Source organism: Cupriavidus sp. 01L45 (genome assembly GCF_056399885.1).
Genome location: NZ_JBFTSG010000037.1, coordinates 49,848 through 63,016, shown reverse-complemented (window position 1 = coordinate 63,016; position 13,169 = coordinate 49,848). Strand labels below are relative to the sequence as shown.

Below are 13,169 nucleotides of genomic sequence, written 5' to 3'. Positions count from 1 at the left end.
TAAATGATAATGATTATCGTTTGTAAGATTCTGCAACGTTTCCGGACAGGGTTGTCCAGTGGCGTCCGGCCCGCCTGCCAGGGGGTGGGCATCCCGAATGTGCAGGGCCGGGTTTCCAGGCGAAGGCCGGCGGTCTATGGTGACTAGGAGGCTGGAGAGGGCGCGCGGAGCCGGTGCCGGTCCGGCCAGGGCCTGCCCTTGGCATCTCGCTCTCTGTCTGTCTCTATCCGTTACCCGACGACACAGGAGAACACCATGGATTCGTCAGCATCCCCGCGCCGCATCGTGATCACGGGCGCAGCCGGTGCGCTAGGCCGGGCCGTCACCCAGGCGTTCGCGGACGAGGGGGCCCGGTTAGCCCTGATCGACCGGGGCGTGGACGCCCTGCGGGCACAACCACCGGTGCCCGAGGCCGCCGACTGGCATTTGCTGCTGGCGGCCGACGTGACCTCGCCGGACAGCATGGCGGTGGCGGCACGCACCATCCTCGATGCGTTTGGGGGTATCGACGTACTGGTGCACGTGGCTGGCGGCTTCGAGATGGGAGAGTCCGTCCATGCGCTCAGCCGGGAGTCCTGGATGCGGATGATGGATCTCAACGCCTGGTCGCTGGTTGCCGTCACGCAGCACCTGGTGCCCGCCATGCTTGCCCAGGGCGCAGGCAAGGTGGTGGCGGTCACGGCGCGCGGCGCGGCCAGCGGGGCCGCCGCGATGGGGGCCTATTGCGCGTCCAAGAGCGCGCTGCAGCGTCTGGTGGAAAGCCTGTCGCACGAGGTGCGCAGGGGCGGCGTCAACGTCAACAGCATCGCGCCGAGCATCCTCGACACCCATGCCAACCGCGCGGCCATGCCGGCCGCCGACCCGAGCGACTGGGTCTCGACCGCGGCGGCGGCGCGCGCCATTGCCTTCCTCGCCTCGGACGCCGCGCAGGCTATCCATGGACAGCACCTGGTGCTGGACGGGTTGAGTTGATCCGCGGCCGGCACGTGGGCCGGCGCGGTGCGAGGCTTGCCACAGGGGTTCCCTTGACCCGGCAGGCGCAAGGCCTGCCCGGGACATTGCGTCCATGTCGCGCAGGTAGTCGTTCTTCGCCGCGATTGGCGCTTGACGTGTACATGGCATGGGAAGTGGATCCGGGAGAACCCCGGTGAGGACGCAAGCGGAGAACCATTTCGATGCTAGGGTAAATCCTAGGCACGTTTTCCCAAGAGCTGGGAATCGCAGTTTTGATATTCGGGAAAACGCGCGCATGCTCTCGTCCCATGCAGATCGAAACCGACGCCCCCGAAACCAACTACCCCGCCGCTGGCGCGGATCGCGTGCTGTTCGTGCTCGCCGCCTTGGCCCAGCAGGGCAAGCCGATGACCGTGCGCGAACTGGGCGCTGCCACCGGCTTGCCCAAGAGCACGCTGTATCGCCAACTGGTGCTGCTCAAGAAATGGGGCTTCGTGCTGGAGTCGGACGGACGATATGCGCCCGGTCCGATCAGCCTGCAGCTGGCGCTTGGCTTTGACATGGCCTCGCACCTCGCGCGCGAAGCGCAGCCGGAAATGCAATGGCTGGCACAGCAAACCGGCGAGAGCGTAGGGCTGGTGGTGGCGGCCAAGGATCAGGCGGTTTGCCTGGAAATGATTGAGAGCCGGCAGTCGCTGCGTTGCTCATTTGAAAAGGGGCGCGGCGTGCCATTGCGAGCGGGGGCGTCGGCAAAGTCCCTGCTTGCGTTCATGCACGAGGACGCACGCCGGCGCATCGTGCTTGGCCTGCCCGATATGGACGCCATGCAGGCAGAGCAATTGCTGGACGAACTTGCTGGCATCGAGCGGGCCGGCTATGCAGTCAGCCAGGGCGAGGTGGATGCCGGCGTATGGGGCGTCAGCGTGCCGGTGTTCCGCCGGCGCGAGAAGACAGCGGCGGTCGGCTCCATCACGCTGATGGCGCCGGCCACCCGCACGCAGGGGCGCGAGCCGCTCCTGATCGAGATGACGAGGTCGGCCGCAGGAAGAGTCTCGGCCGGACTCCAGGCCTTCTAGTACCCGGCACCCTGGCGCCCGGTACCGAATACGCAATAACCAGTACGAAATCCAATACCTACGAGAGGAGCGACTGATGAATCTTCGACGCAAATGCCTGCTTATTGGCCTGATGGGCCTCAGCCTGGCCACCGGCCTGGCGCGAGCCCAGGACAATGCAGTCCTGCGGGTGGCCACTGATGCCACCTTCCCGCCAATGGAATTCGTCGAGAACGGCAAGCGCACGGGCTTCGATGTCGAGTTGGTCGAAGCGCTCGCCAAGACGATGGGCAAGCGCGTCGAATGGACCGACATCGATTTCAAGGGGCTGATCCCCGGCCTGATCTCGCGCCGCTTCGATATGGCGGTGTCCGGCATCTACATCACCGAGGAACGCCGCAAGGTGGTGGATTTCACCGATCCCTACTACACCGGAGGCCTGGTCGCGCTGGTTAAAACTGGCAATACCGCCATCAATACCCCGGCGGATCTCAATGGCAAGAAGGTAAGCGTGCAGGTCGGTACCAAGTCAGTCAATTTCCTGCGCGAGAACTATCCGCAGGTCCAGCGCGTGGAAGTCGAAAAGAACCAGGAAATGTTCAACCTGGTCGAGATTGGCCGCGCGGATGCGGCAGTGACCGGCAAGCCCGCCGCAATGCAATATGTCAAGGCGCGCGGCGGTATGCGCGTGGTCGAGAAAGCCCTGACCACCGAGGAGTACGGCATGGCGGTGCGCAAGGATACGCCGGAGCTGACGCGCGCGGTGAATGCCGCCCTGGCCAAGCTCAAGGCCGATGGCACCTATGCGCAGTTGATCCAGAAATGGTTCGGCGCCGCGCATAAGTAAGGCGGGAAGACATCATGGAACTGGACTTCTCGCCGGTCTGGGCCGGCTGGCCCGACCTGGTGCGCGGCGCCGTGGTCACGGTCGAGGTGACAGCCTGCGCGCTGGTGCTCGGGTGCGTGATGGGCTTGCTGGTTGGCATCGGCCGGCTCGATCCGCGGCGCCGCGTCGTGTATGGCATCTGTACCGCCTACGTGACCGCGATTCGTGGCACGCCCTTGCTGGTGCAACTGTTCTTGCTGTTCTTCGGGCTGCCGCAATTTGACATCCTGCTACCGGCATTCGTTTGCGGCGTGATCGGCCTGGGCATCTATTCCGGCGCCTATGTCTCCGAGATTGTGCGGGGCGCGATCCAGTCTGTCGACAAGGGTCAGATGGAAGCCGCGCGTTCCATCGGCATGTCGTCAGGCCAGGCGATGCGCGCGGTGATCCTGCCGCAAGCGATCGTGCGCATGATTCCGCCGCTAGGCAATGAGTTCATCGCATTGATCAAGAACTCCGCACTGGTATCGCTGCTGACCATTCACGACGTGATGCACGAAGGGCAGAAGATCATCAGTGTGTCCTACCGCTCGCTGGAGGTGTACCTGGCGATCGCGTTGGTCTATCTGCTGCTGACTAGCGCCGCGGGATTGTTCCTGCGGCACATGGAGCAACGGCTGCGTATGGGAGGCATGGTGCAATGAGCGATTCCGCAATCATCCGGATCCGCAATCTGGGCAAATCCTTCGGCGACCATACGGTACTGAGGGGCATCGATTTCGATGTGGAGCCGTCGCAAGTGGTGGTTGTGATCGGGCCCAGCGGCTCGGGCAAAAGCACGTTCCTGCGCTGCTGCAACGGCCTGGAGCAGGCTGAGAGCGGCACCATCGAGATCTGTGGCACCAGGCTGCTCGATCAGGGGCAGCTGATCGCCGACCCTGAACTGAACCGCTTGCGCACGGAAGTCGGGATGGTGTTCCAGTCCTTCAATCTGTTTCCCCACCTGTCCGTGCTGCACAATGTCACGCTCGGTCCTCGCATGCTGCGCGGCGCCTCGCGCGACGACGCCGAGCGCAAGGCGATGGCGCTGCTGGAGAAAGTGGGCCTGGCACATAAAGCGCACGCCATGCCGGCCAGCCTCTCGGGCGGGCAGAAACAGCGCGTGGCCATTGCGCGCGCGCTCGCCATGGCGCCGCGTGTGATGCTGTTCGACGAGCCCACCTCCGCGCTCGATCCCGAACTGGTGGGCGAGGTCCTGCAAGTGATGAAGGTGTTGGCCGCCGAAGGCATGACGATGGTGGTGGTCACGCACGAGATGGGCTTTGCCCGCGAGGTCGCCGATGTCGTGGTGGTGATGGACGGCGGCGGCATCATCGAAGCCGGTCCGCCGTCCGTCATCTTCTCCGCGCCCACGCAGGAGCGCACGCGCGGTTTCCTGCAAGCCGTGCTGACGCGGCAATGAGCATGGCAATGACAGAGTCTCTTTGGCAGGGCCGTACCGACGCCGGCGAGCGTGGCGATACCAGGCGCTTGTTCCATGTTGTGCGCGCCGCGGGCGCGCCGCTGCCGGCCGGATCGCCGGTGCTGGTTGGGTTCGCCTGCGATGCCGGCGTGCTGCGCAACCAAGGCCGCGCCGGCGCGGCGCAGGGGCCGGATGCAATCCGCCGCGCCCTGGCCAATGTGCCGGCGCACGGACTGCCGGCCTTGTACGATGCCGGCAACGTGATCTGCGAAGACGATGCACTGGAAGCCGCCCAGGAACGCCTGGCGGGGGCGGTCCGTGCCGTGCTGGATGGCGGCGGCTTGCCGCTGGTGCTGGGCGGCGGCCACGAAGTCGCCTGGGGCAGCTGGCAGGGGTTGCGGGCGCATCTGGATGCCGCCGGCGACGACGGCCGCCTGCTGATCGTGAATATCGACGCACACTTCGACTTGCGTACCAGCCGGCCAGCAAGTTCCGGAACGCCGTTCGACCAGATCGCGTGCGAGAGTGCGCGCCGCGGGCAGCCGTTCGACTATGTCTGCCTGGGCGTGAGCCGTCTCGCCAATACCCCGGCCCTGTTTGCCCGGGCCGACGAACTGGGCGTGTCTTACGTCGAGGATGTCGACTTGCAGGAACGGCATCTCGATGCTCGCCTGGCCGCGTTGAGGGAGCGCATGGCCCTGGCCGGGCATGTCTATCTCACCATCGATCTGGATGCGCTGCCGGCCGCCGTCATGCCAGGCGTCTCGGCGCCTGCTGCCTTTGGCGTGCCGCTGGCGGTAGTCGAGGCGCTGGTGGGCGAGGTGCGGCGCAGCGGCAAGTTGCGCGTGGCCGACCTGGCCGAGTACAACCCCAACTACGACCGCGATCATCAGGGCGCGCGGGTGGCGGCACGGCTGGCGTACCGGCTGCTGGCCTGAGGCGGGGTCCGCTTTTCGAGTGCCGTCTATTTGCGCCGTGCCAGCGGTAGCGTCGCCAGCCGCTCCAGCACCACCGCGCGCATGCCCGCCGGAGCCGGTAGTTGTTCCAGCAAGGCGGGCCATCGCTCGTGGGCCATGGCCACCGCATCTTTGACGGCGGCGGTGGCGATGCGCCCGGCGATTTTCGCCTCGCGCGCGAACTCGCGGTAGGTTTGCAGGGTTTGCACGCGCTGCTGGCGGTCGATGACGACGTTCTGGCCGAAGCCGGCAAAGCCCGGCAGGGCCGCCACGCTGACGATGTCGTAGGCAGGCGACAGCTCTGGCGCGATGCCGTTGCGGTACAGGAAGGAGAAGTTCTTCAGGTGGGCGTCGCTGTTGCCCAGCAGGGTGTTGACGGCCTGCCGGATAAAGAACTGCCGCACATCCTCGATCCCGCGCACGCTCAGCCGCTCCAGCAATTGCACCAGCACGGCGTAGGCGTCGCGGCCGGCGTACTTGCGATTGGGCATGCGGGTCAGCAACTGGCAACCGTCCTCGGCATGCACGCGTCCGCCCGGCTCGCGGTCGAAGCGGTCCACGGCGAGGAAGTGCAGATCCGCGCCAAGGGCTTCGGCCATGCCTTCCACCTCGATGGCGGCCAGCGGCGCGGGCCGGCACGGCGCGACCGCCACGCCGGCGGCCTGTGCCAGTTGCATCGACACGTATTCGTTGAAGACCTGGCTGTCGTCGTTGCGCGTGGGCAGCTTGGCGATCAGGTCCGACAGGTGCCCGTGGGTGGGCATGGTGTAGCGCTTGCCGGCATGCGCGGTGGATAGCGCAATCTTGTTCTGCACGCCCGAGACCGAGGCCGCGCCTTCGGTGGCGCCTTCGATGACGGCAATTTCCAGGTTGTCCGCGCCACCCGTCACGCCAACCGTGCGTACGTGCGCGGGCAGGGCGTCGATGGGCGCGGGGCGCACCACCACCGCGCCGGGCAGGTCCTCGCCGGCGGCGGCCAGGATGCCGAAATCGTCGCGGTCCTCGGGATGATGGCGTGTGGCTTCCAGCCGCTTGCGCAATTCGCTTTCGGGCAGCAGCCCGGCGAAATAGGGCGGCAGCGCGCCGTTGGTGTTGTAGAGCGCGGGGTGGAAGGGGTTGGCCAGTACCGCCGCGGTCAGCGTGTCATTGCCGGGAAAGGTCAGCGAGAGGCTGAGCGTGGGCCGCAACGGGTCGCCACGAAAGGCTTCCGCGGGTACAAAGCGGCAGGTGCGCTCGACTTCGCACAGGTAGCCGCACAGTACGCCGTGCAGGTGTACCTCCAGGTAGCGGGGGCGCAGTCCGGGGCTCACGGTTCCTGCTCCAGGAACATCTCGACCGATGTCCTGGCTTCGCGGTCCGGGCCGCTGTCCTTGCCTTCGATCAGGCGCCGCACGGCGAGCAGGTGCTCGCGGGGCACCAGCACCCATTCCGCATCAAGCGCCGCGCCCACGGCTTCGAGTGTGGAGGCGCGCACATCATGCCGGCCGCTCAGTGCCGTGGTGAGATTCGACGGCGCCATGCCAATCAGCCGCGCCACGTCCCCAAGCGAGGACTTCCGTGCGGCGCGGCGGGCCTGAAGCTGGTCGTAGAAGGATGGCATAGCATAGTTTCACATCAAAAAGATATGAAATATCATAGCACAAGCTGTCTACGTATTATGGTATTACATAATTTATTGGTAATTATTATTAAATAACAATCAACGGCAGGCGAATTGCCCGCGAGTCGATACCAACGCCCGAGCGCAACGCTTCCGGGGTGGCCAAAGCCAATGGCGAATGATTTCACGCGGTCTTGTGACGGGCCGACGCCAGCGCGGCGGGTGCCGGGATCCGGAAGCGGCCGATCTCGTCCGGCGCGCACTGGGCGATCAGTCCCGTTTCCCAGGCCAGGTAGGCGCGGGCGGCGTCCTTGTTGCCTTCGTGGCGGTCGTGCACGAAGAAAAGGTAGTCGATACGCGTCTCGGGGGGCAGCGGCGTGGGTTCGGTTGCTTCGGGCAGGCCCGCGGCTTGCCAGGTTTGGTAGCCCTCGGCCAGGCGATACACGTGCCGGTAGCCTTCGGCCAGCAGGTCCAGGCCGGCCAGGTTGGCAATATGCGGCTCGCTGGCGATCAGGATGACCGGATGGTCGTGCGTGGCGCCGAGGCGGTCGAGCGTGGCCGGCAGGCGCGGGCGGATCGACCAGGCTGCGCCTTTGGCATGGCCGCGTGCGTATTCGGCGCTGTCGCGCAGGTCGAAGCGCAGCGCATCGGGCGCTTCGGCATACAGAGCGCGCAGCAGGTTGGCGTCGAGCACCGGCAGGGCATGGGCGGGCAGGGTGCGCGGCGGCGCGGGTGCCTTGACGGCGGCATTGACGCCATGGGCCAGCACGGCGCTCTCGTAGCCGATCTGGTGCAGCCAGCTCGCCACCACGGGCGCCCGCACGCCGTCGTCGTCGAACACGATCACGCGGCCGCCGCGTACGCCGATGTACTGGTCGGTGGCCTGCACCAGCTGGCCACCGGGCGCATGCTGTGCGCCGTCGATCGATCCCTGGGCGAATTCCTCCGCGGTGCGGATGTCGAGCAGGTAGGTGGTGCGGCGGTCGTCGTCCAGCCACTGCTGCGCCTGCGTGGCCGACAGCGCGGGCAGCCCGTCGCGCTGCAGCAGCCGGGCCGAGCGCGCACGCGCCTCGGCCAGCTCGCCGGCTGCCGGGGCTGGCGGGTAGCGGCGCTGGCTGCCGTGTTCCAGCGCGTAGTCGGCCAGGTACCAGCCCTGCGTGCCGTTTTCCAGCGCCAGCACCGGATTGGGCAGGCCGAGGTTGCGCAGCGTCTGGGCCCCGATGATGCTGCGCGTGCGCCCGGCGCAGTGCACCACCACGRTGGTCCGTGCATCCGGCAGCAGGGCGGACAGGCGCAAGGCCAGCTCGCCGTTGGGCAGGCTGTGCGCGCCGGGGATGGTCATCTTCTGGTGTTCATCGAAGGTGCGGCCGTCCACCAGTACCAGGGGCTCGCCGGCGGCGCGGCGCGCTACCAGTTCCGCGGCGCTCAGGCGCGGCGTTTCCTGCAGGTGTTCCACCAGTTCGCCAAACGTCTTGGACGGCACGTTGACGCCTTTGAACAAAGTGAAGCCGGCCAGAGCCCAGGCCGGCGCGCCGCCGGCCAGCAGCGTGACGTCCCGGTAGCCCAGCGCCGCCAGCCGTTGCGCCGCGCGCCCGGCCACGCCGTCGCCGTCGTCGAGCAGCACGATGCGCTCGCCCAGGCGCGGCGCCAGGCGCGCCACGTCCAGTTCCAGCCGGCTGTAGGGCAGCGGCACGGCGAAGAAGGGATGGCCCTCGCCATGCTGCCCGTGCTCGCGCACGTCGAACAGCGCCAGCGGCTGGCCGTCGTTAAGCCAGCCGCGCAGGGCGGCGGCATCGATGGATCGGGTCATGGATTGCTCTGCGTGAAGAAGGGGGTTAGGGCGCTGTCCATTGCAGCCTCAGGCGGCGATCTTTTCGCTGCGGTTCAACTGGGTGGCGTTGTAGTTGACGATACGCCCGGTTTCCGGCTCGATACCGATGCGGCCCGTCAGGGTTTCGAGCGGACGGCCGTAGAGGTGGAAATGCAGTGTCGGCGCGTCGCCGACCACGTGAATGCTGTGGATGTCTTGCGGCAGGAAGCTGATCGGCGTGCCCGGGCGCACCACCAGTTCGCGCTCCAGTTCGATGCTGGCCCGCTCGGGGTTGCTGCCGTCGTCGGTGCGGCGGTAGACGCGGTTGAGTTCATCGCCCTGCACGGCCACGATCACGGCCCAGGTGTCGTGGTTGTGCGGGATGGTTTTCTTGCCCGGCACGATCGAGTTGAGGTAGAGCGCCGGCAACTGGCCTTCCTCGCTCAGGCGGTAGCGGGTGGAGGTGGTGGCGCCATCGCCGGGCGGCGGAAAGTCGGCAAAGCCGAACAGGTCCTTGCGGCTGGCCAGGTTCTGCAGGACCGCGGCGACCTGTGCCAGCGTGGCGCGGTCGATGTCGCGCTGCGCGGTCAGTGCGCGGACCTCGGCAAGGGTGGTGGCAATGGCGGCAGTGCGCTGGTTCCGGGTCGTCATGGGGAGTCCTTGGTCGGTGCGAAGCCGCGGCGGGTGGCGGCAGGCCTTTACTCTAAGGAATACGAGGCTGCGCAAGAACGAACAATATCGACGATGCATATGCGAAGCCGTGCCGGCGGGCGAAGCGCACCCATGCGCGGCGGCCACGGCATAACGATCTGCGATCTGATTCGTTAGCCGGCGGCGCAACTTCTCTTAGGCTCTAGTGTCCGGTGCGCGGGCAAGCCATTGGCCGCGCAAGCCGCGCACTGTCCCCGCACTCTCCCAGCATTCACGAAAATCCCTCGCCATGACCATTACCGACCTGACCCAGACCCTTGTCGATGACGCGGCCGCCGGCGACGTAAGCGATGCCCGCGCCGCCGCCGTCGCGGCCTTTATCGCCCGCGCCCGCAAGATCGCCGCCCGCCAGGCCGCCGACAGGGCGCCGCTGGCCGCGCTGGCCGACGAACTGGTGGCGCTGGCCGGCCAGGCGCACCTGTTCCCGCCCGAGCACTTCCCCGTGGACACGGCACGGCCCGCCGCGATCTACCGGCTGGCGGAAGATCCGGACGGCGGCTTCGCGCTGTTCGCTTCCGCCGGCCTGCCCGGCAAGGCGCAGCCGCCGCACGACCACACCACCTGGGCGGTGATCGCCGGGGTGCGCGGCGTCGAGCGCAATGTCATCTTCCACCGCAGCCAGGGCAGCAGGCCCGGCCAGGACACGCTGGAGCCGCTGCGCCAGCTCGACGTGCGCGCGGGCAATGCCATCACCTTGTCGCCAGCCGATGTGCATACCATCGAGCTGACCGGCGACACGCCCGGGCTGCACCTGCACTTCTACGGCCTCACGCTGACCCGCCTCGCCGCTCGCGTGAAGTTCGAGCCCGTGCCCGAGGACGGCACCCAGTACACCTGCCGCACCTTTGCCGCGCCGGCGCTGATCCGCCATCCGCTGGTGAGCCCGGCCGCGCTCAAGCGCGCCATTGCAGCGGGCGAGGAACTGGCCGTGCTGGACGCGCGCGAAGAAGGTGCATTCTCGCGCGAGCACCTGCTGTTCGCGGTGCCCGCGCCGCTGGGCCGGCTCGAGACCACGATCGACCGCCTGGTGCCGCGCCGGACTACGCGCATCGTCGTGACGGACCTGGCGGAAGATATCGCCCACGCGGCCGCGGCCAAGCTGCTGCGTTTCGGCTATACGAACGTCTCCGTGCTGGAAGGCGGCACGCGCGCCTGGCAGGCGGCGGGCTATGAGGTATTCAGCGGCACCAACGTGCCAAGCAAGGCCTTCGGCGAGGTGATCGAGCATGAGCTGCGCACGCCGTGGATCACCGCCGAGACGCTCAGGCTCTACCAGGAGCGCGGCGACAACGTGGTGGTGGTGGACAGCCGCCCCTTCACGGAATTCCAGAATATGAGCATTCCCGGCGCGGTCGACTGCCCCGGCGCGGAACTGGTCTACCGCATCGGCGAGATCGCGCCCGATCCCGCCACGCTGGTGGTCGTCAATTGCGCCGGCCGCACGCGCAGCATCGTGGGCGCGCAGACGCTGATCAACGCGGGCATTCCCAATCGCGTGGTGTCGCTCAAGGACGGCACCATGGCCTGGCTGCTGGCGGGCTACAAGCTGGACCACGGCCAGACCCGCTTCGCGCCGCAGCCGTGCGATGCGGCCCAGGCGGCCGCGCGCGAGCGTGCGGCGCGGGTGGCCGAACGCGCCGGCGTGCGGCATATCGATGCGGCGCAGCTGGCCGCCTTCGAGCAGCAAGCCGGCGCACGCACGCTGTACCGCTTCGACGTGCGCTCGCCCGAGGAATACGCGGCAGGGCACCTGCCCGGCTGGCGCAGCGCGCCCGGCGGGCAACTGGTGCAGGCCACCGACGCCTACGCCGGCACCCGCCGCGCCCGCATCGTGCTGGCCGACTGGGATGGCGTGCGCGCGCAGATCACGGCCGCGTGGCTGGCGCAGTTCAGCGGGCATGAGGTCTACCTGTTCCGTCCCGCGCCGCTGGCGCCGCGCGAGTCCGGGCCGGAGCCCGTGCGCGTACTGCGTGCCTCCGAGGTGGAGGCGCCCTGGATCGAGGTGGCATCGCTCGCCGAGTTGCAAGCGCGGGGCGGGGTAAGCGTGGCCGACGTGGACAGCAGCCTTGCATTCCGCCGCGGCCATGTGCCTGGCGCCTGGTTTGCCACACCGGAGAAGGTGGCGCTGGTGCTGGAGCACGGGGAGGCCGAAGACATCATCGTCGTGACGTCATCGGACGGCGTGCTGGCGCAGGCGGTTGCGGCAGAGTTGCGCCGCACCAGCGGGCGCGACGTGCGGGCACTGCTCGGCGGCAATGCGCGCTGGCAGGCGTTGGGCCTGCCTGTTGAACCGGCGGGGGCGGGTAGCGCTGCCGCGGCGCGCGTGCTGACCGGTGACGAAGACGCGTGGTACAGCGCTTATGCCTATGAGGACGAGAACCGCCGCAAGGCGGAGATGCATGCCTACCTGAACTGGGAGATCGGCCTGGTCGATCAGCTGGAACGCGATGGCGATCTGCCGGTGCGGCTGGTGGACTATCGGCAGGGCTGAGCGCGGGGAGAGGGCGCGCGCGCCATATACCGCCATACCGATAGCGCTCACATCACGTGAGCGCTTTCCCTCCCGCCTCAACGCAACGAAATCCCCGAAGCCGCGATCACGGAAGCGTACTTCGGCAAATCGCGCGACAGCGTAGCGTCCAGCTCCTGCGCCGACGAACCCACCACCACATATCCCGCATCCTCCAACTGCCCACGCGTGGCCGGCACATTGAGCACCGCCGCCACATCGCGGCTGATGCGCTCCACCACCTGCGTCGGCGTGGCCGAGGGCGCGATCAGCCCCTGCCAGCTCTCCACCGCAAAGCCGGCGGCCCCGGCTTCCGCCATGGTCGGCACTTGCGGCAGTGCCTTCGAACGATAAGGCGTCGTGACCGCCAGCGCCGTCAGGCGCCCTGAGCGCACGTAGTCCGTGACCGCCGCCAGCGTGATCAGCGTGGCATCGATATGCCCGCCCAGCAAGTCCACCGTGGCGGGTGCGCCACCGGCATACGGAATGTAGTTGACCTTGATGCCGACCTGCCGCGACAGCATTTCGTGCGCGACGTGGGCTATGCCGCCGTTGCCCGGCAGGCCAAGCGTCAGTTCGCCTGGCTTCTTGCGCGCGAGCGCGATGTAATCCTGGAGACTGCGCACGCCCAGGTCCGGCCGCGCCACCAGGATCTGCGGATTGACCACCGCCTTGCTCACGCCGCGAAACGCATGGCCCGTGTCATAGGGCAGCGTCTTGAACAGCGAGGCATTCAGCGTCACGCCTTCCCCGCCCAGCAGCAGCGTATGGCCGTCAGGCCTGGCCCTTGCCACCTGTGCCGCGCCCAGGGTGCCGCTGGCGCCAACCACGTTTTCCACCACTACCGGCTGCCCCCATTTCTCGCTGAGCTTGAGGGCCAGCGTGCGCGCGAGCTTGTCGGCGCTGCCGCCGGGAGCCACCGGCACCACGATGCGCACGGGACGCGAGGGAAAGGCCTCCGCGGCTTGCGTGGCGTGGCTGTGGAACGGAACGCCTGCGATGGCTGCCACGCCGGCAGCGACAGGAAGGCAGGAGAGGGTGCGGAGCACAGTGCGGCGTTGCATGGGATGTGGCCGGAGGCGAATCGAGCGCAAAGCTTAGAAAGCGCGGCGGGCAAGGCCAACGAATCTTTCCGCGCATGGATATGCGGTGTGGCCCGGCCTGGCGGCACTGCGACCGGCAACGCGCAGCGCATAACGATGGGCTCAATGATTCGTTCCGTGTTCATCGGCGCATGGGTACAGTTTGCTGACCGCATGGCGCACCGGACGCTCCAGCCAGCCCCT

Annotated in this window: 12 protein-coding genes; 7 read left to right on the top strand and 5 right to left on the bottom strand. The window is 67.6% G+C overall.

What is annotated here, in order from left to right:
* Positions 1 to 255: 255 nt before the first annotated feature.
* From AC1DT6_RS24335 to hutG, 6 genes are all read left to right on the top strand, one after another.
* A complete protein-coding gene (locus AC1DT6_RS24335; protein ID WP_441629471.1) occupies positions 256 to 972 on the top strand; it encodes an SDR family NAD(P)-dependent oxidoreductase in 717 nt (238 codons plus the stop codon).
* Between the two features lie 290 nt (positions 973 to 1,262).
* Entirely contained in the window at positions 1,263 to 2,030 is a 768-nt protein-coding gene (locus AC1DT6_RS24330) for an IclR family transcriptional regulator (RefSeq protein WP_441629470.1), read from the top strand.
* A 76-nt stretch (positions 2,031 to 2,106) separates the two neighbouring features.
* Positions 2,107 to 2,856, top strand: coding sequence for a glutamine ABC transporter substrate-binding protein (locus AC1DT6_RS24325; RefSeq protein ID WP_441629469.1), 750 nt, complete (start codon positions 2,107 to 2,109; stop codon positions 2,854 to 2,856).
* 14 nt (positions 2,857 to 2,870) lie between these two features.
* Positions 2,871 to 3,539: an amino acid ABC transporter permease gene (locus AC1DT6_RS24320; protein ID WP_441629468.1), complete on the top strand. Its 669-nt coding sequence runs from the start codon at positions 2,871 to 2,873 to the stop codon at positions 3,537 to 3,539.
* Complete coding sequence (locus AC1DT6_RS24315; RefSeq protein WP_441629467.1) at positions 3,536 to 4,297, top strand: amino acid ABC transporter ATP-binding protein; 762 nt, start codon at positions 3,536 to 3,538, stop codon at positions 4,295 to 4,297. The genes AC1DT6_RS24320 and AC1DT6_RS24315 overlap by 4 nt, the downstream gene beginning before the upstream one ends.
* On the top strand, positions 4,294 to 5,235 hold the full coding sequence (gene hutG, locus AC1DT6_RS24310; protein WP_477102729.1) for a formimidoylglutamase: 942 nt from the start codon (positions 4,294 to 4,296) through the stop codon (positions 5,233 to 5,235). The genes AC1DT6_RS24315 and hutG overlap by 4 nt, the downstream gene beginning before the upstream one ends.
* A gap of 26 nt (positions 5,236 to 5,261) precedes the next feature.
* Here the strand turns inward: hutG and AC1DT6_RS24305 are convergent, their stop codons facing one another.
* The 4 genes from AC1DT6_RS24305 to AC1DT6_RS24290 all read right to left on the bottom strand — a co-directional run bounded on the left by AC1DT6_RS24305 (position 5,262) and on the right by AC1DT6_RS24290 (position 9,314).
* Complete coding sequence (locus AC1DT6_RS24305; RefSeq protein ID WP_441629465.1) at positions 5,262 to 6,563, bottom strand: type II toxin-antitoxin system HipA family toxin; 1,302 nt, start codon at positions 6,561 to 6,563, stop codon at positions 5,262 to 5,264.
* Positions 6,560 to 6,853: a helix-turn-helix domain-containing protein gene (locus AC1DT6_RS24300; protein ID WP_045236754.1), complete on the bottom strand. Its 294-nt coding sequence runs from the start codon at positions 6,851 to 6,853 to the stop codon at positions 6,560 to 6,562. Before AC1DT6_RS24300 ends, AC1DT6_RS24305 begins: the two co-directional genes overlap by 4 nt.
* Positions 6,854 to 7,037: 184 nt before the next feature.
* Entirely contained in the window at positions 7,038 to 8,663 is a 1,626-nt protein-coding gene (locus AC1DT6_RS24295) for a rhodanese-like domain-containing protein (RefSeq protein WP_477114963.1), read from the bottom strand.
* 48 nt (positions 8,664 to 8,711) lie between these two features.
* Positions 8,712 to 9,314 carry a cysteine dioxygenase family protein gene (locus AC1DT6_RS24290; protein WP_441632842.1) on the bottom strand — a complete coding sequence of 201 codons (603 nt, stop codon included), beginning with the start codon at positions 9,312 to 9,314 and terminating at the stop codon, positions 8,712 to 8,714.
* A 289-nt stretch (positions 9,315 to 9,603) separates the two neighbouring features.
* Between AC1DT6_RS24290 and AC1DT6_RS24285 the strand changes: the two genes are divergently transcribed.
* Positions 9,604 to 11,865, top strand: coding sequence for a rhodanese-like domain-containing protein (locus tag AC1DT6_RS24285; protein ID WP_477111399.1), 2,262 nt, complete (start codon positions 9,604 to 9,606; stop codon positions 11,863 to 11,865).
* 77 nt (positions 11,866 to 11,942) lie between these two features.
* Here AC1DT6_RS24285 and AC1DT6_RS24280 read toward each other — a convergent pair whose 3' ends face one another.
* Complete coding sequence (locus AC1DT6_RS24280; RefSeq protein ID WP_441632838.1) at positions 11,943 to 12,947, bottom strand: tripartite tricarboxylate transporter substrate binding protein; 1,005 nt, start codon at positions 12,945 to 12,947, stop codon at positions 11,943 to 11,945.
* Between the last annotated feature and the right edge of the window lie 222 nt (positions 12,948 to 13,169).

What these genes read in the sequence shown, in the direction of transcription:
- hutG (WP_477102729.1), top strand. Translation starts at nt 4,294, where the DNA reads ATGAGCATGGCAATGACAGAGTCTCTTTGGCAGGGCCGTACCGACGCC.
- AC1DT6_RS24330 (WP_441629470.1), top strand. Translation starts at nt 1,263, where the DNA reads ATGCAGATCGAAACCGACGCCCCCGAAACCAACTACCCCGCCGCTGGC.
- AC1DT6_RS24315 (WP_441629467.1), top strand. Translation starts at nt 3,536, where the DNA reads ATGAGCGATTCCGCAATCATCCGGATCCGCAATCTGGGCAAATCCTTC.
- AC1DT6_RS24280 (WP_441632838.1), bottom strand. Translation starts at nt 12,947, where the DNA reads ATGCAACGCCGCACTGTGCTCCGCACCCTCTCCTGCCTTCCTGTCGCT.
- AC1DT6_RS24325 (WP_441629469.1), top strand. Translation starts at nt 2,107, where the DNA reads ATGAATCTTCGACGCAAATGCCTGCTTATTGGCCTGATGGGCCTCAGC.
- AC1DT6_RS24285 (WP_477111399.1), top strand. Translation starts at nt 9,604, where the DNA reads ATGACCATTACCGACCTGACCCAGACCCTTGTCGATGACGCGGCCGCC.
- AC1DT6_RS24335 (WP_441629471.1), top strand. Translation starts at nt 256, where the DNA reads ATGGATTCGTCAGCATCCCCGCGCCGCATCGTGATCACGGGCGCAGCC.
- AC1DT6_RS24300 (WP_045236754.1), bottom strand. Translation starts at nt 6,853, where the DNA reads ATGCCATCCTTCTACGACCAGCTTCAGGCCCGCCGCGCCGCACGGAAG.
- AC1DT6_RS24320 (WP_441629468.1), top strand. Translation starts at nt 2,871, where the DNA reads ATGGAACTGGACTTCTCGCCGGTCTGGGCCGGCTGGCCCGACCTGGTG.
- AC1DT6_RS24290 (WP_441632842.1), bottom strand. Translation starts at nt 9,314, where the DNA reads ATGACGACCCGGAACCAGCGCACTGCCGCCATTGCCACCACCCTTGCC.